This window comes from Streptomyces antioxidans (genome assembly GCF_000968685.2).
Taxonomy (GTDB): Bacteria; Actinomycetota; Actinomycetes; order Streptomycetales; family Streptomycetaceae; genus Streptomyces; species Streptomyces antioxidans.
Window position 1 is genome coordinate 1 of sequence record NZ_LAKD02000094.1, and the last position, 23,236, is coordinate 23,236.

Annotated in this window: 4 protein-coding genes; all 4 read right to left on the reverse strand. The window is 72.3% G+C overall.

The features are described from left to right. The coding region (locus tag VT50_RS39760; protein WP_167396635.1) for a type I polyketide synthase at nucleotides 1–3,467 on the reverse strand (3,467 nt) is incomplete at its 3' end. A 51-nt stretch (nucleotides 3,468–3,518) separates the two neighbouring features. Then, nucleotides 3,519–19,364 (reverse strand): type I polyketide synthase, encoded by a 15,846-nt coding sequence (locus VT50_RS28785; RefSeq protein WP_079343920.1) that lies wholly within the window; start codon nucleotides 19,362–19,364, stop codon nucleotides 3,519–3,521. A 583-nt stretch (nucleotides 19,365–19,947) separates the two neighbouring features. Continuing rightward, nucleotides 19,948–21,033: a hypothetical protein gene (locus VT50_RS28795; protein WP_078840929.1), complete on the reverse strand. Its 1,086-nt coding sequence runs from the start codon at nucleotides 21,031–21,033 to the stop codon at nucleotides 19,948–19,950. Nucleotides 21,034–21,135: 102 nt separating this feature from the next. Next, nucleotides 21,136–23,214 carry a methyltransferase, FxLD system gene (gene fxlM / locus VT50_RS28800; RefSeq protein ID WP_046089398.1) on the reverse strand — a complete coding sequence of 693 codons (2,079 nt, stop codon included), beginning with the start codon at nucleotides 23,212–23,214 and terminating at the stop codon, nucleotides 21,136–21,138. Nucleotides 23,215–23,236: the final 22 nt, after the last annotated feature.

Consider the following 23,236-nt stretch of genomic DNA (forward strand, 5'->3'; position numbering starts at 1 on the left):
GAGAACGGCAGCCGGGCACCCTCGCCCTCGACCAGGCCACCCAACCCCACCGCATGCAACGCCGAATCCAACAACGCCGGATGCAGACCAAACCCACCCGCCTCAGCCCGCACCCCCTCCGGCAACTCCAACTCCGCAAAAACCTCATCACCCAGCCGCCAGGCAGACCTCAACCCCCGGAACACCGGGCCATACGACAACCCCGCCCCAGCCAAACCCTCATACAGACCCTCAACCGGCAGCGCCGACGCACCCGCCGGAGGCCACGCCGTCAGGTCGGACGACGCCGCCGACGCACCCGAGCTCAGCACACCCGAGGCGTGCCTCAGCCACGGCTCGTCGACCGGCGCGTCCTCGGGACGCGAGTACACCGTCAGTGCGCGCCGTCCCGAATCGTCGGGCGCGCCCACCGAGAGCTGGAGCTGGACGCCGCCCGCCTCCGGAAGCACCAGCGGCGCCTCCAGCGTCAGCTCTTCCAGCAGGTCGCAGCCGACCTGGTCACCAGCGCGGATCGCCAGTTCCACGAAGGCCGTTCCGGGCAGCAGCACCGAACCCGCCACCGCGTGATCGGCCAGCCACGGATGGGTGTCCAGGGCGAGTCGGCCGGTGTAGAGGAAGCCGTCGGAGTCGGCGAGGGCCACCGCGGCGCCCAGCAGCGGGTGGTCCGCCACGCCGAGCCCGGCGGACGCCATGTCGCCCGCCCAGTAGCCGGTGTCGAGCCAGTAGGTCTCGCGCTGGAAGGGGTAGAGCGGGAGGTCCGTACGGGCCGTGTCCGTCCCGGCGAACACCGCGGCCCAGTCCGGGGAGACACCGTGCACATGCGCCCCGGCGACGGCGGTGGCCAGGCTCTGGAGCTCCGGGCGGCCGGAGCGCAGCGTGGACACAAGGGTGGCGTCGTCGCGGGTCAGGCAGTCCTGGGCCATCGCGGTGAGCACACCGTCCGGGCCCAGCTCCACGAACGTCGCGACGTTACGCTCCTCCAACGTCCGTACGCCGTCCAGGAAGCGGACCGCCTCGCGGACGTGGCGCACCCAGAAGTCCGCCGTCGTGATCTCCTCGGCGGACACCACGCCACCGGTCAGATTCGACACGATCGGGATACGCGGAGCCTCGTACGCAAGCCCCTCCGCCACCTCCCGGAACGCCTCCAACATCCCGTCCATACGCGGCGAATGGAACGCATGGCTCACGGCGAGCCGCTTGATCTTACGGCCCCGCGCCTCAAAACCGGAAGCGATCGCGACAGCCGCGTCCTCATCACCCGCGACGACCACCGACGTGGGCCCATTCAGCGCGGCGATCGAGACACGCTCATTCAGCAGCGGCGCCACCTCATCCTCCGACGCCTCCACCGCCACCATCACACCACCGGCCGGAAGCTCCTGCATCAACCGCCCACGCGCCGCCACCAGCCTGGCGGCATCGGAGAGCGACAACACACCCGCCACATGCGCGGCGGCCACCTCACCGATCGAATGCCCCGAGAGGAAGTCGGGCCGCAGCCCCCACGCCTCGACCAGCCGGAACAGCGCCACCTCAACCGCGAACAGCGCGGGCTGAGTGAACCCCGTCCGATCCAGCACCGCCGCGTCATCCCCGAACAACACCTCACGAAGCGGCCGTTCAAGGTGCCGGTCCAGCTCCGCACACACCTCGTCCAGCGCATCCGCGAACACCGGATAGGCGTCATACAACTCACGCCCCATCCCCAGCCGCTGACTCCCCTGCCCCGTAAACAGGAACGCCACCTTGCCGCTCGCGACCTTGCCTTCGACCAGCCCGGTCGCGGGCTCTTCGCGGGACAGTGCGTCGAGGGCCCGTATCAGGCCCTCGCGGTCGTCGGCGACGATCGCCGCGCGGTGTTCGAAGGCGGCCCGGCCGATGGCGAGCGAGAAGCCGACGTCGGTGAGGCGCTGTTCGGGGTGGGCCTCGAGGTGGGCGCGCAGATTGGCGGCCTGGGCGCGCAGCGCGGGGCGGCTCTTGGCGGCCACGGTCCACAGCGGCAGCGCGGTGGCGGCGCGGGCTTCGGCGGCCGGGGCGTCGTCAGCCGTCTTCGCGGCTTCGGCCCCCTCCGGCTCCGGCGCCTGCTCCAGGATGGTGTGGGCGTTGGTGCCGCTGATGCCGAACGAGGACACCGCGGCCCGGCGCGGCTGCCCGGTGTCGGGCCAGGCGCGCCCCTCGGTCAGCAGCGAGACGGCGCCCGCCGACCAGTCGACGTTGGGGGTGGGCTGGTCGACGTGCAGGGTCCGCGGCAGCGCTCCGTGGCGCATCGCCATGACCATCTTGATGATGCCCGCGACACCGGCGGCGGCCTGGGTGTGTCCGATGTTGGACTTGATGGAGCCCAGCCACAGCGGCTGGTCCTCGCTGTGGTTGCGCCCGTACGTGGCGAGCAGGGCCTGGGCCTCGATGGGGTCGCCGAGCGTGGTGCCCGTGCCGTGGGCCTCGACCACGTCGATCTGGCCGGGGGCGAGCCGGGCGGCGGCCAGGGCCTGGCGGATGACGCGCTGCTGCGAGGGGCCGTTGGGCGCGGTGAGCCCGCTGCTGGCGCCGTCCTGGTTGATGGCGCTGCCGCGGACGACGGCCAGCACCTGGTGGCCGTTGGCGCGGGCGTCGGACAACCGCTCCAGCAGCAGCATGCCCGCGCCCTCGCCCCAGCCGGTGCCGTCCGCCGCCGCCGCGAACGACTTGCAGCGGCCGTCGGCGGCGAGTCCGCGCTGGCGGCTGAACTCGGTGAAGGTGCCGGGGGTGGACATGACGGTGACACCACCGGCCAGCGCCAGTGAGCACTCCCGGCGGCGCAGCGCCTGCGCGGCGAAGTGCAGGGCGACCAGGGAGGAGGAGCAGGCCGTGTCGATGGTGACGGCCGGGCCCTCCAGGCCGAAGGTGTAGGCGACGCGGCCGGAGGCGATGGATCCGGAGCTGCCGTTGCCGAGGAAGCCCTCGACGTCCTCGGGCGCGGAGAACAGCCGGGAGGCGTAGTCGTGGTACATCACGCCCGCGAACACACCGGTCTGGCTGCCCTGGAGGGTGGTCGGGTCGATGCCCGCGCGCTCGAACGCCTCCCAGGAGGTCTCCAGCAGCAGCCGCTGCTGCGGGTCCATGGCCAGCGCCTCGCGCGGCGAGATCCCGAAGAACGCGGGGTCGAAGTCGGCCGCGTCGTGCAGGAATCCGCCCTCGTGGACGTACGGCTCCTGGCCGCTGTCTGGGTCCGGCTCGAAGAGGACGTCGGTGGCCCAGCCGCGGTTGGTGGGGTACGGCGTGGCCGCGTCACCGCCGCTGGCGACGAGTTGCCACAGCTCCTCGGGGGTGCGGACCCCGCCGGGGTAGCGGCAGCTCATCGCCACGATGGCGATGGGCTCCTGCTCGCGCTCCTCGGCCTCGCGCAGCCGCCGCCGCGCCTCGCGCAGGTCGGTGGTGGCCCGCTTGAGGTAGTCGAGGTACTTCTCTTCGTTCGCCGTCGCCATTACGCCGTCCCCGCGGTGCTGAGGTGAGTCGATGAGCTCTTGTGGAGCAGGTCAGGAGAGCCCGAGCTCGTCATCGAGGAGATCGAAGATCTCGTCTGCGGTCGCGGACTGGATTTCACGGTCTTCTGCGGTGCTGTCCGTAGCACTGTGCGTTTCATTCCACTTCGACAGGAGGTCGCGAAGGCGGGTGGTGATGCCGGGGCGCTCGATGTCGTCCGGCGCGATCGTGGCGAGGATCGCCTCGAGCTTGTCGAGCTCCGCGTGTACGGGCTGGTGTCCGGCCGCGCCGGCCGCACCGTCCAGGCCCAGTTCCTCGCGCAGATACCCGGCGAGCGCGGTGGGCGTCGGATAGTCGAAGATCAGCGTGACCGGCAGGCGCAGCCCGGCGGCGGCGCCCAGTCGGTTGCGCAGATCCACGGCGGTGAGCGAGTCGAAGCCGAGGTCCAGGAAGCCGCGTCCGGCGTCCACGTCGTCCGGGGTGGCGTGGCCGAGGACGGCCGCCACATGGGCGCGGACGACCTCCAGCAGCTCGCGGTCGCGTTCGGCCTCCGAGAGCCCGGAGAGCCGTTCCGCGAGCGAGCCCGCGCCGGAGTCGGCCACGGCGCCCCCGGCCGTACCGGTGGTCCCGGTGTCGGCGGAGCGCCGCACGGGGGTGCGGACGAGGCCGCGCAGCAGCGGCGGCAGCAGCCCGGCGGCGGCCTGGCCGCGCAGTGCGCCCGTGTCGAGGCGGATCGGTACCAGCGCCGCCTCGGGCAGGGTGCCCGCCGCGTCGAACAGCGCCAGGCCCTCGTCCTGTCCGAGCGCCGCGAAGCCACCGCGCGAGATGCGGGTGACATCGGAGGCCTCGAGGCTTCCGGCCATGCCGTCGGCCGTCGCCCACAGGCCCCAGGCGAGCGAGCTCGCGGGCAGGCCCTGGGCGTGGCGGTGCTGGGCGAGCGCGTCCAGGAAGGTGTTGGCCGCGGCGTAGTTTCCCTGTCCCGAGCTGCCGAAGGCACCGGCCGCCGAGGAGAAGAGCACGAACGCCGACAGGCCGAGATCGCGGGTCAGCTCGTGGAGGTTCCACGCCGCGTCCACCTTGGGGCGCAGTACGGTGTCGATCCGCTCACCGGTCAGCGAGCTGATCACCCCGTCGTCCAGGACGCCCGCGGTGTGCACCACGGCGGTCAGCGGATGCTCCGCCGGGATGGCCGAGAGGGTGGCGGCCAGGGCGTCCCGGTCCGCGGTGTCACAGGCCGCCCAGGTGACCTCGGCGCCCAATGCGCGCAGTTCCGCGGCGAGTTCGGCCGCGCCCGTGGCTTCGCCACCGCGGCGGCTGACCAGCAGCAGATGCCGCACTCCGCGCTCGGCCACCAGGTGGCGGGCGAAGAGCCCGCCGAGGGCGCCGGTGGCGCCGCTCAGCAGCACGGTGCCCTCCGGGTCGCCGAGCCCGGCCGGGCCCGGGGCGTCCGCCAGGGCCGGGACCCGGGCGAGCCGGTAGGCGTGGCCGGTGCCGGAGCGCAGGGCGAGCTGCGGTTCATCGGTGGCGAGCACCGACGGCAGCGCCCGCTGGGAGGCGTCGGTACCGTCGACGTCCACGAGGACGAAGCGGCCGGGGTTCTCCGACTGCGCGGACTTCACCAGGCCCCACGCGGTGGTGTGGGCCAGGTCGGCGACGTCCTCGCCGGGGACCGCCGCGACCGCGCCACGGGTGACGAGGACGAGACGGGTGTCGGCGAGCCGCTGGTCGTTCAGCCAGCTCTGGACCAGGTCCAGCGCGCCCCGGGCGGCGCCCCGCGCCGCGTCGGGCAGCGACGCGATGCCGCCGGTGGCGGTGACGGTGGCGGTGAGAGGCGCCACGCCGCCGGTAGAGGGCAGGGACGCCGCCTCGCCCGTCCCGGTGAGCGGGGCCGCGCCGTCGGTCGCGGACAGGGGCGCCGCGCCGTCGGTCGAGGTGTGGGACGGCGCGCCGTCAGTGGCAGTGGGAAGCGTCGCGCCACCGGTCGCGGACAGGGGCGCCGCGCCACCGGCGTCGGGCAAGAGGGCCACGACCACGTCGGGGGCCGATGCGCCGCCGTCGAGGGCGGCGGTCAGTGCCGCGAAGTCCGCGTGGTCGTCCAGCCGCTCGCCGCCGACCGTGAAGCCGGTGGCGGCGCCGAGGGTCACCCAGCGCTCGCCGAGCGGGACATCGGTGGCGGACACGGGCAGGGCCACCCACTCCGGGCGGAACAGCGACTCGTGGTGTCCGGCACGCGAGGCGTCCAGCTGCTCGGCCGCCAGCGGGCGCAGCACCAGGCCGTCGATGGTGGCCACGGCGGCGCCGGTGCCGTCGGCGAGGTGCAGCGACACCCCGTCGGCGCCGGGCCGCAGCCGTACGCGCAGCGATGCGGCACCGCCGGCGTGCAGCCGTACGCCGGTCCAGGCGAACGGCAGCCGCGCGCCCTCGCCGCCCTCGCCCTCCGGATCGAGGCCGAGGGTGTGCAGGGCGGCGTCCAGCAGCGCCGGATGCACCCCGTACGCGGCGGCCTGCGGCTCGTAGCCCTGGGGCAGCCGGATCTCGGCGAACAGCTCCTCGCCGCGCCGCCAGGCGGTGTGCAGCCCCTGGAAGACCGGGCCGTAGCCGAGTCCGGCGGCGGCCGCGCCCTCGTAGAACTCCTCGGTCACCAGGGCCGTCGCGTCGGCCGGGGGCCAGGCGCTCAGGTCCACCTGCTCAGGTACGTCCCCGGCCGGGGCGCCCTGACCGCTCGGGGCGAGGAAGCCGGTGGCGTGGCGGATCCACGGCTCGTCGGCGGGCACGTCCTCCCGGCGGGAGTGCAGGGTGAGCTGGCGCCGCCCGGTGTCGTCGGCCGCCGCGAGCTCCAGCCGCAGCTGGACGGCGCCCTGTTCGGGCAGGACCAGCGGGGCCTGGAGGGTCAGCTCATCGACCGTGTCACAGCCCGCCTCGTGGCCCGCGCGCAGCGCGAGTTCCACGAAGGCGGTGCCGGGCAGCAGCACGGTGTCCATGACGGCGTGGTCGGCCAGCCAGGGGTGGGTCAGCAGCGACAGCCGCCCGGTGAACACGAAGCCACCGGTGTCGGGGAGTTCCACCGCCGCGCCCAGCAGCGGATGGTCGGCCGTGCCGAGGCCCGCGGAGATCACGTCCTCGACGGAGATGCCCACGTCGAGCCAGTAGCGCTGACGCTGGAAGGCGTAGGTGGGCAGCTCCACGCGGCGGGCGCCGCGCCCGGCGTAGACCGCGGCCCAGTCCGGGGCCGCGCCGCGGACGTGGAGGTGGGCGAGGGCGGTGGCGAGCGCCTGGGCCTCGGAGCGACCGGCGCGCAGGGTGGGGACGAACGCCGCGTCGGTGTCACCGTCGGCACCGGCCCCGGCCCCGGCTTCGGTCTCCGCCCCGGCGAGGCAGTCCTCGCCCAGCGCGGAGAGCACCCCGTCCGGGCCGAGCTCCAGATACGTGGTCACGCCCTGCTCGCGCAGGGTGCGGACACCGTCGGCGAAGCGGACGGACTCGCGGACGTGCCGCACCCAGAACTCCGGCAGGCGGATCTCCTCGGCGGAGACCACCGTGCCGGTGAGGCAGGACACCAGCGGGACCTTCGGGGCGTTGAAGGTCAGGCGCTCGGCCAGCTTGCGGAAGTCCGCGAGCATCGGGTCCATATGTGGCGAGTGGAACGCGTGGCTGACGGTGAGCCGCTTGGTCTTACGGCCCCGCGCCTCGAAACCGGCCGCGATCGCGACAGCCGCGTCCTCATCACCCGCGATGACCACCGACGACGGCCCATTCAGCGCGGCGATGCTGACCCGCTCATTCAGCAGCGGCGCCACCTCGTCCTCCGACGCCTGCACCGCCACCATCGCGCCACCGACGGGCAGCTCCTGCATCAACCGCCCACGCGCCGCCACCAACCGCGCCGCGTCCGCGAGCGAGAACACGCCCGCCACATGCGCGGCGGCCAGCTCGCCGATGGAGTGGCCGGACACGTAGTCCGGCGTCAGACCCCACGCCTCGACCAGCCGGAACAGCGCCACCTCGACCGCGAACAGCGCGGGCTGGGTCAACTCCGTCCGATCCAGCACCGCCGCGTCATCCCCGAACAGCACCTCACGAAGGGGCCGTTCGAGATGTGGGTCCAGCGCGTCGCACACCTCGTCCAGCGCCTGCGCGAAGCGCGGGAACGCCCCGTACAGCTCGCGGCTCATCCCGAGCCGCTGGCTGCCCTGACCGGTGAACAGGAACGCCAGCTTGCCCTCGGTGGCCATCCCGCGCAGCGCCTGCGCCGGGTGCTCACCGCGCGCCAGCGCGTCCAGCGCGGTCAGCGCCTCGTCATGGCCCCCGGCCACCAGGGCGACGCGGTGTTCCAGCGCGGCGCGGGTCGTGGCGAGCGAGAAGCCCAGGTCGGTGAGGGAGGCGCGGGGTTCGGCGGCGATCCGCGAGCGCAGCCGCCGCGCCTGGGCCCGGACCCCGTCCTCGGTACGGGCCGACAGCAGCACGGGCACGTACGGCAGGGCCTCGGGCTCCGACGCGGGCCCGGGCTCGGTCGGCCCGGCCGCGGACCCGGGCTCGCCCGGCTCGGCGGCGGGCGGCTGCTCGATGATGGCGTGGGCGTTGGTGCCGCTGATGCCGAACGAGGACACCGCGGCCCGCCGCGGACGGCCGCTCTCCGGCCACTCCCGCGCCTCGGTCAGCAGCGACACGCCACCCGACGACCAGTCCACGTGCGGCGACGGCTCGTCCACGTGCAGCGTCCGCGGCAGCAGACCGTGCCGCATCGACAGCACCATCTTGATGACACCGGCCACACCGGAGGCGGCCTGGGTGTGGCCCAGGTTGGACTTCACCGAGCCCAGCCACAGGGGCCGTTCCGCGTCCCGTTCCCGGCCGTAGGTGGCCAGCAGCGCCTGCGCCTCGATCGGGTCGCCCAGCGTGGTGCCGGTGCCGTGCGCCTCGACCACGTCCACCTCACCGGTGGTCAGTCGGGCGTTGGCGAGGGCCTGGCGGATCACGCGCTGCTGGGACGGGCCGTTGGGCGCCGTCAGACCGTTGGACGCGCCGTCCTGGTTGACGGCCGAGCCGCGCACGACCGCCAGCACCTCATGGCCGTGCCGCCGGGCGTCCGACAGCCGCTCCAGGAGCAGCATGCCCGCGCCCTCGCCCCAGCCGGTGCCGTCGGCCGCCGCCGCGAAGGACTTGCAGCGGCCGTCCCTGGCCAGTCCGCGCTGACGGCTGAAGTCGATGAACGTGCCCGGGGTGAACATCACCGTGACACCACCGGCCAGCGCCAGCGAGCACTCGCCCTGGCGCAGCGCCTGTGCCGCCAGGTGCAGCGCGACCAGCGAGGACGAGCAGGCCGTGTCGACCGTGACGGCCGGGCCCTCAAGACCGAAGGTGTACGCCACGCGGCCGGACACCACACTGCTGGAGCTGCCGGTGCCGAGGTAGCCCTCGACCTCGCTGGGGACGGCGTGCAGCCGGGACCCGTAGTCGTGGTACATGACGCCCGCGAACACGCCGGTCCTGCTGCCGCGCACGGACAGCGGGTCGATCCCGGCGCGCTCGAACGCCTCCCACGTCGTCTCCAGCAGCAGCCGCTGCTGCGGGTCCATGGCAAGGGCCTCACGCGGCGAGATCCCGAAGAACGCCGGGTCGAACTCGGCCGCGTCATGCAGGAATCCGCCCTCGCGGGCGTAGGAGGTGCCCTGGGTCTCCGGGTCCGGGTCGTAGAGCGCCTCGAGGTCCCAGCCACGGTTGTCCGGGAAGCGGGAGATGCCGTCCTCGCCCGCGGCGAGCAGTTGCCACAGCTCCTCGGGGGTGCTGACCCCGCCGGGGTAGCGGCAGCTCATCGCCACGATGGCGATCGGCTCGTCGTCGGTGGCGGCCACGACAGACACCGGTGTGTGCACCACCGGGGCCTGCGCGCCGATGAGCTCGGTGCGCAGGTGGCGGGCCAGCACCCGGGGGTCCGGGTAGTCGAAGACGAGCGTGGCGGGCAGCCGCAGCCCGGTGACCGCGTTGAGCTGGTTGCGCAGCTCCACGGCGGTCAGCGAGTCAAAGCCCAGCTCCTTGAACGCCCGGCCAGAACCGATGGTCTCCGCACCGGCATAGCCGAGCACGGTGGCCACCTGCGCCCGCACCAGGTCCAGCAACAGCCGCTCCTGCTCCGGCTCCGACAGCCCGGCGAGCCGCCCGGCCAGACCGGACTCGCCGCCCGCCGCGACCGCGTCCACCGCGCGCCGCGCCGGGCCCCGCACCAGACCGCGGAACAGGGGCGAGATCGCGGGCTGGTTGCGCAGCGCCGCGAGGTCCACCCGCATGGGCACCAGCGACGCCTCGGAGACGGTCAGCGCGGTGTCGAGCAGCGCAAGGCCCTCGGCCGCCGGCAGCGGCGGCAGTCCGGCGCGCCGCATCCGGGCGATATCGGCCTCGTCCAGGGTGCCGCCCATACCGGCCCCGGCCCACAGACCCCACGCCAGCGCGGTGGCGGGGAGGCCCTGGGCGGCGCGGTGCTGGGCGAGGGCGTCCAGGAAGGCGTTGGCGGCGGCGTAGTTGCCCTGGCCCGGACCGCCGAACACCCCGGAGGAGGACGAGAACAGCACGAACGCGGTCAGGTTCAGTTCGCGGGTGAGCTCGTGGAGGTTCCACGCCGCGTCCACCTTCGGGCGCAGGACGTGGTCGACGCGTTCGGCGGTGAGGGAGCCGATCACACCGTCGTCCAGCACGCCCGCGGTGTGCACGACCGCCGTCAGCGGGTGCTCGGCGGGAACGGTGGCGAGGGCCGCGGCGAGCGCGTCCCGGTCGGCCACATCACACGCCGCCCACGCCACCTCGGCACCCAACCCGCCCAATTCAGCGGTGAGTTCTTCCGCACCCGGGGCCTGGTCGCCACGGCGGCTCACCAGCAGCAGACGCCGTACCCCACGCTCCGCCACCAGGTGCCGCGCCACGAGTCCGCCCAGCGAACCGGACGCGCCGGTCACCAGCACCGTGCCCTCGGGGTCGAACGCCGCCGTCGCCTCTTCCGCGACCGGCACCCTGGCCAGCCTCGGTACGGACACCGCGCCCTGGCGGATCGCCAACTGCGGCTCGCCCGAGGCCAGCGCGGCGGGCAGCGCCCGCAGCGACGCGTCCGCGCCGTCGGTGTCCACCAGCACGAAACGGCCCGGGTTCTCCGACTGCGCCGAGCGCAGCAGACCCCACACGGCCGCACCGGCCAGATCCGCCACCGGCTCGCCGTCCCCGACGGCCACCGCGCCACGCGTCACCACGACCAGCGGGGCGTCCCCGAACCGCTCCTCCTCCAGCCACCGCTGGACGACGGAGAGCGCCACGGCGGCGGCGCGGTGCGCCCCGCGGGCCACCTGCTCACCGACCTCGGCGGACGGCGATACGACGACGTACTCGGGCGCGGGCGCAGTGCCCGCGGCGACCGCCCCGGCCAGCGTCTCCAGGTCCCCGTACGCCGAGGTGCCGAGCCCGAGCGGATCGGCGCCCAGCACCGCCCACCGGCCGTCGGCGGGAACGTCCGCCACGGCCGCGTCGGCGGGCCCGGTCGTGGCCGCCCACTCCAGGCGGAACAGCGACTCGTGGTAGGCCGTGCGGGCGCTCTGGATCTGCTCGGCCGAGACCGGGCGCAGCCCCAGCGTCTCGACGGCCGCGACCGGCGCACCGGTGGTGTCGGCGATCTCCAGCCGGACGCCGTCGGTGCCCGCGGGGGCCAGCCGCACCCGCAGCGCCGTGGCGCCGCTCGCGTACAGCGACACGCCGGTCCAGGCGAACGGCAGCCGCCCTTCGCCACCCGTGTTGCCCAGACCGCCCATCCCGATGGCGTGCAGGGCGGAGTCAAGCAGCGCCGGGTGCAGCCCGAACGCGGTGGCCTCCTCGGCCGTCTCCTCGTCCAGCGCCACCTCGGCGAACACCTCGCCACCGCGCTGCCACGCCCTGCGCAGCCCCTGGAACGCGGGGCCGTAGGCGAAGCCGATGTCCAGCAGGCCCTCGTAGCGGCCGTCCAGCGCCACCTCGGCCGCGTCCGCCGGGGGCCACGCGCTCAGCTCGAACGACGCCTCCGGACGGCCGCCGGACGCCAGCACACCGGCGGCGTGCCGGGTCCACGGCTCCTCGGCCGACAGGCTCTCCAGCCGGGAGTGCAGCGACAGCGGGCGGCGGCCCGTCTCGTCGGCCGCGCCGACCGAGAGCCGCAGCTGGACACCGCCCTGCGCGGGCAGCACCAGCGGCGCCTCGAGGGTCAACTCCTCCAGGTAGTCGCAGCCGACCTGGTCACCGGCGCGGATCGCCAGCTCCACGAACGCGGTGCCGGGCAGCAGCACCGTGTCCAGGATGGTGTGGCCCGCGAGCCACGGGTGTGTGGACAGCGCCAGCCGTCCGGTGAACAACATCCCGTCCGCGTCCGGCAGTTCGGCGCTGGCACCGAGCAGCGGATGCCCCGCCTCGCCCAGCCCGACCGCGGCCACGTCGCCGAGGAACAGCGACGAGACCTTCGGCCAGTAGCGCTGCCGCTGGAAGGCGTACGTGGGCAGCGCGACCTGCGCGGCGCCGGTACGGGCGTAGTGGGCCGCCCAGTCCACCGCCACGCCACGCACATGCGCCCGCGCGACGGCCGACAGCAGCGCCTCGGCCTCGGGGCGGTCCTTGCGCAGCGCGGCGGCGAAGGCGGCGTCCTCGCCGGTCACACACTCCTGGGCCATGGCGGTGAGGACGCCGTCGGGGCCCAGCTCGATGAAGTTGGTGACGTTCCGCGCCTCCAACGTCCGTACGCCGTCGAGGAAGCGGACCGCCTCGCGGACGTGGCGCACCCAGAAGTCGGAGGTGGTGATCTCCTCGGCGGAGACCACGTCCCCGGTGAGGTTGGAGACGATCGGAATGCGCGGGGCCTCATACGTAAGCCCCTCCGCGACCTCCCGGAACGCCTCCAACATCCCGTCCATACGCGGCGAGTGGAACGCATGGCTGACCGTGAGCCGCTTGGTCTTACGGCCCCGCGCCTCAAAACCGGACGCGATCGCGACAGCCGCGTCCTCATCACCCGCGACGACCACGGACACGGGCCCATTCAGCGCGGCGATCGAGACACGCTCGGTGAGCAGCGGCGCCACCTCGTCCTCGGACGCCTGGATCGCGATCATCGCGCCACCGACCGGCAGCTCCTGCATCAACCGCCCACGCGCCGCCACCAATTTTGCGGCGTCCGCCAGCGAGAGCACACCCGCCACATGCGCGGCAGCAAGCTCACCAATCGAATGCCCGGACAGGAAGTCCGCCTTCAGACCCCACGACTCAACGAGCCGGAACAACGCCACCTCAACCGCGAACAACGCAGGCTGAGTGAACCCCGTCCGATCCAGCACCGCCGCGTCATCCCCGAACAACACATCCCGCAACGGCCGCTCCAGATGCGCGTCCAGCTCATCGCACACCGCGTCCAGCGCATCCGCGAACACCGGATAGGCGTCATACAGCTCACGCCCCATCCCCAGCCGCTGACTCCCCTGCCCCGTAAACAGGAACGCCACCCGGCCACCGGCCACCGAACCCTTGACGAGCCCCGCCGCCGTGCGGCCCTCGGCGAGCGCCGCCAGGCCGGACAGCAACCCGTCCCGGTCCTCGGCGACCAGCGCCGCCCGCTCCTCGAAGGAGGTACGGCGCGTGGCGAGGGTGAACGCCACATCGGTGAGGTCGAGCTCGGGCCGCTCATCGAGGTGGGCGCGCAGCCGTACGGCCTGGTCGCGCAGGCCCTCGGGGGACTTGGCGGAGAGCACCCAGGCGGCGGGGAGGCCGGACCGGGGCGCGGCGACGGGCGCCGTGTCCTCGGTCTCGTCCGCGTCCACCGGGGCCTGCTCGATGATGGTGTGGGCGTTGGTGCCGCTGATGCCGAACGAGGACACCGCGGCCCGGCGCGGGCGTCCGGTCTCCGGCCACTCCCGCGCCTCGGTCAGCAGGGCGACCGCGCCCGTCGACCAGTCGACGTGCGGGGTGGGTTCATCGACGTTGAGGGTCTGCGGCAGCAGTCCGTGCTGGATGGCCAGCACCATCTTCATCACACCGGCGACACCGGCCGCGGCCTGCGTATGGCCGAAGTTGGACTTGATGGAGCCGAGCCACAGCGGTCGGCCCTCCTCGCGGTCCTGGCCGTAGGTGGCGAGCAGCGCTTGGGCCTCGATCGGGTCACCCAGCGTCGTACCCGTACCGTGCGCCTCGACCGCGTCCACCTCGGACGCCGACAACCCCGCACCCGCCAACGCCTGACGAATCACCCGCTGCTGCGACGGACCATTCGGCGCCGTCAACCCATTCGACGCACCATCCTGATTAATCGCACTGCCACGCACCACCGCCAACACCTCATGACCATGACGCCGGGCATCCGACAGCCGCTCCACCAGCAGCATGCCCACACCCTCACCCCACCCCGTACCATCCGCGCCCGCAGCGAACGCCTTGATCCGCCCATCAGCCGCCAACCCACGCTGACGACTGAAGTCCACGAACGAACCCGGCGTCGACATCACCGTCACACCACCAGCCAACGCCAACGAGCACTCACCCGCCCGCAACGCCTGAATCGCCCAGTGCAACGCCACCAACGACGACGAACACGCCGTATCCACCGTCACCGCGGGCCCCTCAAGACCCAGCGCATACGCCACCCGACCCGACATCACACTCGCCGCGTTACCCGTCCCCATGAAGCCTTCGGAGCCATCGGGGGCGGAGAGGATCACGGGCAGATAGTCCTGGCCGTTGGTACCGGCGAACACGCCGACCTGCTGGCCGCGCAGCGTGGTCGGGTCGATGCCCGCCCGCTCGAACGCCTCCCACGACGTCTCCAGCAGCATCCGCTGCTGCGGGTCCATGGCCAGCGCCTCACGCGGCGAGATGCCGAAGAAGACGGGGTCGAACTCGGCGGCGTCGGCGAGGAAGCCGCCCTCGCGGACATAGCTGGTGTGCTCGCCCGCGCCCTCCGGGTCGTACAGCGTCTCCAGGTCCCAGCCGCGGTCGGCGGGGAAGCCGACCACCGCGTCCTGGCCGGACGCCAGCAGCCGCCACAGCTCCTCAGGCGACCGCACCCCACCGGGGAAGCGGCAGCTCATGCCGACGATCGCGATGGGGTCGTCGTCCAGGGCCGCGCCCAGCGACGACGCTCCGGTCACCGCCGGGCGTGAGCCGATGAGTTCGGCCTGGAGGTGGTCGGCGAGGGCGATCGGGGTGGGGTAGTCGAAGATGAGGGTGGCGGGCAGCTTCAGCCCGGTGAGCGTGGCGAGCAGATTGCGGATCTCGACCGCGGTCAGCGAGTCGAAGCCGAGGTCGCGGAAGGCGCGGCTGGGCTCCACCGAGTCCGGCCCGGGGTGGCCGAGGACGACGGCCACCTGGGTGCGGACGAAGTCCTGGGCGATCTGGTCGCGTTCCTCGTCGGTTCCGGCGTCGGTCAGCCGCTGGGCCAGCGAGGTGGGCTGGCCGGGGATGGCGGGGCCGCCGGTGGCGGTGCGCGCCGCTTCGATGGCGCGCTTGGCCTCGGAGAGGTCGGCGAGCAGCGGGTTCGGGCGGTGCCCTGGGAGGCCGGGCGCGAAGCGGTCCCATGCGATGTCCACGACGAGGGAGAAGGTCTCGTCGAGGTCGAGCGCGGCGCCCAGGGCGGCGGTGGCCGCTTGGGGGGCGAGGGCGGGCAGCCCGGACTGCCGTAGCCGCTCGGCCACCAGCCCGTCGGTGGCCATGCCGCTGTCGGCCCAGGCGCCCCAGGCCATCGAGGTGGCGGGCAGCCCCTCGGCGCGGCGCTGTTCGGCGAGCGCGTCGAGGTAGGCGTTGGCGGCCACGTAGTTGGCCTGTCCGGCGGCGCCGAAGGTGGCGGCCATGGAGGAGAAGAGCACGAAGGCGGACAGGCCGAGGCCGCGGGTGAGCTCGTGCAGATGGCGGGCGGAATCGGCCTTGGCGCGCAGCACCTCGGCCATGCGCCCCGGGGTCTGGGCGTCGAGCACCCCGTCGTCGAGCACTCCGGCGGCGTGGACGACCGTGGTCAGCGGGAGGTCGGCGGGGACGGTCGCGAGCAGTCCGGCGAGGGCGTCGCGGTCGGCCACGTCGCAGGCGGCGACGGTCACCCGGGCGCCGAGGGCGGTGAGTTCGTCCCGCAGTCCGGCGGCGCCGGGCGCGTCGGGGCCACGGCGGCTGGTGAGCAGGATGTGCTGGGCGCCGTGGGCCACGAGCCAGCGGGCGACATGGCCGCCGAGGGCGCCGGTGCCGCCGGTGATCAGCGCGGTGCCGTGGGTGGTCCAGCCGTCGTCGGTGGTCTCGTGGTGCGGGGCGCGGGCCAGTCGGCGGGCGTGGATGCCCTGGGGGCGGATGGCGAGGTGGTCCTCGCCGCTGATGCCCTCGGGCCCGGCGAGGATGTCGGCGAGCCGTCCGAGGGCGCGGTCGTCGGCGGTTTCCGGCAGGTCGATCAGACCGCCCCAGCGGTCGGGGTGTTCGAGCGCCGCGGTGCGGCCGAGGCCCCAGATCTGGGCCTGTTCGGGGCTGCTGAGCCGGTCGGAGCGGCCGACGGAGACCGCGCCGCGGGTGGCGGCCCACAGCGGGGCGTCGAGGTCGGCGTCGCCGAGGGCCTGGACGAGGGTGAGGGTGCCCGCGAGCCCCGCGGTGAGGGAGGGGTGGTGGCCGTGGGGGCGCTCGTCCAGGCCGAGCAGGGAGAGCACACCGTCGAAGGACACGGCGTCGGGGCGCGCGGCGTCGGCCTCGCCCGCCGGGTCCGGGCCCAGGGCGGTGCGGATCCGCTCGGCGAGTGCGGCGCGGTCGGCGGTGGTGCCGTCGACGTCGATCCGGTGGACGGTGACGCCGCGTTCGGCCAGCAGCCGCAGCGGCTCGGCCACCCAGGGGTCGTCGGTGTGTCCCTCGGGGGTGACCACGAGCCAGGTGCCGGTGAGGGGCTTGTCCGGGGTCGGCGGCAGCGGTGTCCAGGTGACGCGGTAGCGCCAGCCGTCCACGGTGGTGTCCACGTGGCTCTGCCTGCGCCAGGCGGAGAGGACGGGCAGCACCTCGCTGAGGGGCCGGTCGCCGTCGAGGCCGAGGGTTTCGACCAGGGCGGGCAGGTCCTCGCTGTGCACGACCTCCCAGAACCGGGCGTCGGCCAGGGCCGGTGCGGCCGCCTCTGCGGCGGCGGAGTCGACGCCGTACGAGAAGGGGTTGGCGGGCCAGTAGCGCTGCCGCTGGAAGGCGTAGGTGGGCAGCTCGACGCGGCGGGCGCCGGTGCCCGCGTAGTACGTGGCCCAGTCCACGGGCAGGCCGCGGACATGGGCCTGGGCGAGCGCGTGGCTCAGGGTGCGGGGCTCGGGGCGGCCGGAGCGCAGGGCGGGCAGGAAGGCGAACGTACGGTTACGGCCGCCGCTCACGCACTCCTGGGCCATCGCGGAGAGCACCCCGTCGGGGCCGAGCTCCACAAACGTGGTCACGCCGTGGTCCTCGAGGCGGCGCACACCGTCGAGGAAGCGCACGGCCTCGCGGACGTGGCGGACCCAGAACTCGGGCGTAGTGATCTCGTCGGCGCTGACCAGGGTACCGGTGAGGTTGGAGACGATCGGGATCTTCGGCGCCTCGTAGGTCAGCCGCTCGGCCACCTGACGGAAGTTCTCCAGCATCCCGTCCATGTGCGGGGAGTGGAAGGCGTGGCTGACGGTGAGCCGCTTGGTCTTGCGGCCCCGCGCCTCGAAGCCGGCCGCGATCTCCTCCGCCGCACCCTCGTCACCGGCGATGACGACCGACGTCGGGCCGTTGATGGCGGCGATGGACACCCGCTCGGTCAGCAGCGGCGCCACCTCGTCCTCCGCAGCCTGCACCGCGATCATGGCGCCGCCGGTGGGGAGTTGCTGCATCAGCTGGCTGCGCGCGGCCACCAGGGCGGAGGCGTGGGTGAGCGAGAGCACCCCGGCGACATGGGCGGCGGTGAGCTCGCCGATGGAGTGGCCGGAGAGGAAGTCGGGCCGCAGCCCCCAGGATTCGACGAGGCGGAAGAGGGCCACCTCGACGGCGAAGAGGGCGGGCTGGGTGTAGCCGGTCAGGTCGAGGGTGGCGGCGTCGTCGCCGAACAGCACGTCCTTCAGCGGCCGGTCGAGGAAGCGGTCGAGCTGGCCGCAGACCGCGTCCAGCGCCTCCGCGAACACCGGGTAGGCCGCGTACAGCTCACGGCCCATGCCGAGCCGCTGGCTGCCCTGGCCGGTGAAGAGGAACGCGACCTTGCCCTCGGTGGCAAGGCCCTCGGCCACCTCGGGGTGGTGGCGGCCCTCGGCGAGCGCGTCGAGGCCCGCGAGCAGTTCGTCGTGGTCGGCGGCGACGACCGCGGCGCGGCGGTCGAGGGCGGCGCGGGTGACGGCCTGGGAGTAGCCGATGTCGGCGAGGCGGTGGCCGGGGTGGGCGGCCAGATGGGTCCGCAGCCGCAGGGCCTGGGCGCGCAGCGCCTGTTCGTCCTTGCCGGACAGCACGACCGGGACGAGGGGCGGTTCGGCCCCTTCCGGCTCGTCGCCCCCGGTGTTCTCGATGAGGGCCGGGGCCTCTTCGAGGATGGTGTGCACATTGGTGCCGCTCATGCCGAACGACGAGACGCCCGCCCGGCGCGGGGTGGCGCCCTCGGGGTCCTGGGCCCATTCGCGGGGGGCGGTGAGCAGTTCGACGTCCCCGGCCGTCCAGTCGACGTGCGGGGTGGGCTCGGTGAGATGGAGGGTCTGGGGCAGCACACCGTGCCGCAACGCCATGACCATCTTGATGATGCCGCCGACACCGGCGCCCGCCTGTGCGTGGCCGATGTTGGACTTGATGGAGCCGATGAGCAGCGGTTTGCCCTCGGACCTGTCCTGGCCGTACGTGGCCAGCAGCGCCTGCGCCTCGATCGGGTCGCCGAGGGCGGTGCCGGTGCCGTGAGCCTCGACGGCGTCCACCTGGTCGGGGGTGAGCCGGGCGTTGGCCAGCGCCTGGAGGATGACGCGCTGCTGCGAGGGGCCGTTGGGCGAGGTGAGGCCGTTGCTGGCGCCGTCCTGGTTGACGGCGGAGCCGCGGACCACGGCGAGCACCGGGTGACCCTTGCGCTGGGCGTCCGACAGCCGCTCGACCAGCAGCATGCCGACGCCCTCGCCCAGGCAGAAGCCGTCGGCCTCCGGGGCGAAGGGCTTGGAGCGGCCGTCGAGAGCCAGTCCGCGCATCTTGCTGTAGTCGACGAAGACGCCGGGCGCGCACATCAGGGTGGCGCCACCGGCGAGGGCGAGGGAGCATTCGCCGTTGCGCAGCGCCTGGACGGCGAGGTGGAGCGCCACCAGCGAGGAGGAGCAGGCGGTGTCGACGGTGACGGCCGGGCCCTCGAAACCGAAGGTGTAGGAAAGGCGGCCGGAGGCGACGCTCGCGGCGTTACCGGTGCCGAAGTAGCCCTCGAAGTTCTCATGGGAACTGAGGATCGCGCCCAGGTAATCGTGATTGCTGGTGCCGACGAAGACGCCGATCTGCCGGCCGCGGACCGCGGCCGGGTCGATTCCGGCGCGCTCGAACGCCTCCCAGGAGGTCTCCAGCAGCATCCGCTGCTGCGGATCCATGCCGAGCGCTTCCCGGGGGCTGATGCCGAACAGGGAGGGGTCGAAATCGGCTATGCCGTCGACGAATCCGCCCTCGTGCACATAGCTGGTGCCGGGGTGGTCCGGGTCCGGGTGGTACATCGTGTCGACATTCCACCCGCGGTCCAGCGGGAACTCGCTGACCGCGTCGACGCCCTCGCTGACGATGCGCCACAGGTCCTCGGGTGACGAGACGCCTCCGGGATAACGGCAGCCGATCCCCACGATGGCGATGGGGTCGTGGTTCTTCGCCTCGGCCTCCTGCAGGCGGAGGCGAGTCTGGTGCAGATCCGCCGTTACCAGCTTGAGGTAGTCCCGCAGCGTCTCTTCATTCGCCATTTACGCAATCCAATTACGGCAGACGGCATCGGAAATGCTCCACAGATCCTCAATGGGAGCCGGTAACCAACAACCAAATCAGTCGACTTCTCGCTGAGAGGCTATGCGTGAACTAACCCTCATAACAACCCCTAGATGCCCCCTATGACCCCCTGGAGACCCAAGGAGCGATAGGGGGCAACCCGCTATTTCGAAACTCTATTGAAGGATAGCGAAAATCCTGGCCGACATTGGATACGACGTCAATAGCGAGATTCTCGTTGACACTCCAGCCGCAGATCACGATCAGGTGTCGTGAGATGCCGCCGCTCGTGATCGCCAAGCTGCAGCGTGTGGCGTTGGACTGCGCCGATGTCGTTGAGCTCTCCCGGTTCTACCGGTCGCTTCTCGCCGACGTGGTGAACCCGTCGGATCCGCGGTGGTCACTCGGCGAGGCTGGGCCGCACGGCACTCCAACTCCGCGTACTCCCTCCGGATCGATCGCCGCGCACGAACAAGCGTTCGAGTACAGTCACGTCCACTGGTAGGCCAAATTCTTCGAGCCGTCCTCACGGAATCGGACTCTTCGATGCCGCCGCTACGGTCAGGGGCAGGCGATCACACCTTCAGCGGACTCAAGAGCGGCTGAAAGGTCGCGATCCAGTCCGTCCGAGAGATCCCCTGCATCGAGACCACATACACGGACCAAGTCCTTGTACTCCTGGGCCTGGCTCTCCGTGGTGAGCGCGATGAACGCCGGGTGCGCCAGAACTTCGCGGGCCGCGTATCCGTCACGCGATTTCGTAGTTCGTCGGATCAGGTCCTCGACGAGGCGGCGTGCTCCGGAATGCCGGGACCCGATCGCGTCGAGGGCGGTGAGGCCGAGGCGGATGTCGAAGACGGTCAAGCCCGGTTTGGCCTCGTGGTCCAGATAGGTGTTCAGCACCTCGGCTGCGTCCTCGTCAACGTACTGTCCTGCTTCACGGTGGCACAGCGCAGTCAGGCAGGCGGTAACGGCCTGCTCCCACGGCGCGCCAGGAGCCGTATCGGTGAGCAGTTCCGCAGCGCGTTCAGTATCGCCAGCGGTGAGTGCCGCGACCACAGCAACTTGGCGCCCGTCGAGCATCCGTGTTCCCACGCCTCGGTGCTGCTCGATATGAGCCAAGGCTTCAGGCCAACGGCCTGTGGTAGTGAGGGTGCGCGTGCCGTCGGCGAGTAGGACGCGCCACAGCCAGGCGTGCACTTCGCGTCGGTCCTCGGCGGTGTGGGTGAGGTCGGCCGGCACGGTAATGCCATCAAAGGCAACTGTAAGGCCCGTACCAACGGCCTCGTACAGGTCCAGAAGTCGCTGGCGGCCGTCGTCGGTGTGGCCAGCGCGGATCTGCAAGCGAGCGAGGTTGACCAAGGGTTCCAGCCCGCGGATGGTGCTCATGGCCGACAGTGGGCACGCCCGCAGGTAGGCCTCGGCGTGCCGATGGCACATCGATCGAGCGGTGTCGGGAAGACCGAGATCGGAGGCGACAAGCGCCGCCTGGTTGAAGACGGCGGAGGCCAACCCTTGCTCACCCTGGTTCCCAGCCCTGTCCGCCAGCTCGACCAGGGCCCGCACACGGACTGGCAACGGCAGGCAGGCGGGCCGGAACCGGGCGACGAGTGGGAAACGCCTTGCTATCGGACCGTGCGGATCCATGTGTCCCCCAGAAGCGACAGTGGCGCGATGGAATGAGTACGGACTGGTGGTGCCCGTCGGCCACGCCGACGGGCACCACCTCCTTCACACCCCAGGCTGGCATCAACGCCATTCGACGACGATGCGGTTCAGTGGGGTGTCGAGAGCGAAGAGGCCGGGACGCCGCTCGATCGCGAGGGCGTCGAGGGGTTGGATCTCGAACTTCACCTCACGGCCGCGGTACTCGCGGTCCCAAGTACGAATGGCGTCCGCGACCCTTGCGGCCAGCTCGTCACTGCCGGGGCCATGACCGATGACGCCGAATTCCCAGAGCTTGCCGCCCTCCGCGGTCTTCTTCTCCGACAGACGCCGAGCGAGGTAGGTTACGGCGCCCTTGTCGACGGCGGCAGTCGAGGAGGGATAGGGGTCTTCAGTCAGGACCGTGCCCTTGACTTCCTTGGGGAAGAGCATGCGGATCAGGCCCGACGGCAGGCTGCAGGAGACAAACAGCTCCATCCACTCAGGGCTCTCCATGGCGCGCACCATCATGCCGGTCCACTCCTCGGTGCGCGGCTGCTCCAGCACTCCAGCCAGGGCCTCGGCATTGATGTGCTGCCCGGCAGAGGCCTGGAGCCGTACCGAGCCGTCCATGCTGAGCGGGACGACACGGCGGTCGTCGTCGGCGATGCCCCTTCGCAGCGGCATAAAGGTGTTCATCTTGCTGCTGATGCTCATCCAGCGGCCGTCGCGCTGCTCGTAGGCGATGGAACGGGACACGCTGCCCTTGAGGCGCTGGGGGACCAGGAGCCGTCCGCCGGGCGCAAGTTGCTGCGTCCAAGCGTGCGGCACACCGTGCGCGCCGACGGTGGCAATGACCCGGTCGTACGGGGCGCCGTCGGCGTGGCCAAGAGCCCCGTCGCGGGTCAGGACCTCGACGTTGGTGAACCCGGTGGCGGCGAGGTGCGCACGGGCTCCTTCCACGAGATCGTCGTCGACGTCGATGGTGGTGACGTGACCGGACTCGCCGACCAGGTAGGCGATGAGGGCGGCGTTGTAGCCAGTGCCGGCGCCGAGTTCGAGAATGCGGTCACCGGGCTGGGCCTCCAATTGGTCCAGCATGAGAGCGACGACTCCGGGCTGGGAGGCGCAGGAGATCGATGTGCCGTCGGTGTCGTATTTGATGTTGACCGGCACGTTGGCGTAGGCGTCTTCGAGCGAAGCGTCCGGCACGAACAGGTGGCGGGGTACGGTGCGCAGCGCAGTCTCCACAGCGGGCGTGCGGGCGTGCCCGGATTCGCGGATCTTGTCGACCAGGGCGTTGCGGAGCCGTGCGGCCTCGGACTCGGGGGTGGCGATCGTGTCGGTTTTCACCGCCCCGACGCTAGTGGTTCCGGACGTGCCCTCGGCGGACGACGCGATGTTGTCGCTCGATCCCATGACTGCCTCTCGTGCGGTGTTGAACAGGGCGCTTTGGTCTTCTAGGGGAAGACCTGCGCGGTTGGCGTGGAAGATCACGTGGTGGACGATGATGGCTCGCAGACCGCGCGTGAGCCCGCCCCCGGTGGCGAGGTAGGCGAGCGTCGTACCGGCCCGCTCAAAGGCGGCCACCCACTCGGCGTGCCCGTCGAGCGGGCCGCTCGGGCGGCACAGGCCGCGGCCATCGACCGTCATCAGCTTCCGCATCGCTGGAACCAGGGCGGCGACCCGCTCGGGAGCAAGTTCGGTTGCCGGTCGGAGTGCGGCGGCCTTCGCCCACACATCGCCCTGCTCGAACCAGTCCAGGTTGGCGGCCCTCATCATGGCGCTGATCAGGAGAACGGCGGTCTCCCGGCGGCCCAGCCGCCCGGCGCCGGGCTGATGGCCGAGTAGGTGACGGCTGTCCTCGTGGAACAGGTCGTGGGCGACGTCCATGGCTTCTCTACCGCCGAAGGCGGAGGTCTCGGGCTCATAGATGCCAGGCGTCCACAACCGAACCGTGCCGTCGCCGACAAGGTCGCTCAGCAGGGACTCGATCAGCGCAGACGGCTCGGCAGCGCGGTAGCGCAGTGGCCAGGGCTGCTTGTTCATGAACCACCAGGCGGTGAGCTGTCCGTCATTCTCGGCCTCGACCAGGATGGGACCGACGCGTGCGGTGATGGCGCGCTTGCCGGTCTCACGGTCGGCGAAGGTGACGTTGTGCTGGTGCCAACGTTCCGGGGGCATAGCAGTGGTCCTTCGGTCGGCA

Excerpts from the sequence above, each read along its gene's own strand:
- VT50_RS28785 (WP_079343920.1), bottom strand. The coding sequence starts at position 19,364 with ATGGCGAATGAAGAGACGCTGCGGGACTACCTCAAGCTGGTAACGGCG.
- VT50_RS28795 (WP_078840929.1), bottom strand. The coding sequence starts at position 21,033 with ATGGATCCGCACGGTCCGATAGCAAGGCGTTTCCCACTCGTCGCCCGG.
- fxlM (WP_046089398.1), bottom strand. The coding sequence starts at position 23,214 with ATGCCCCCGGAACGTTGGCACCAGCACAACGTCACCTTCGCCGACCGT.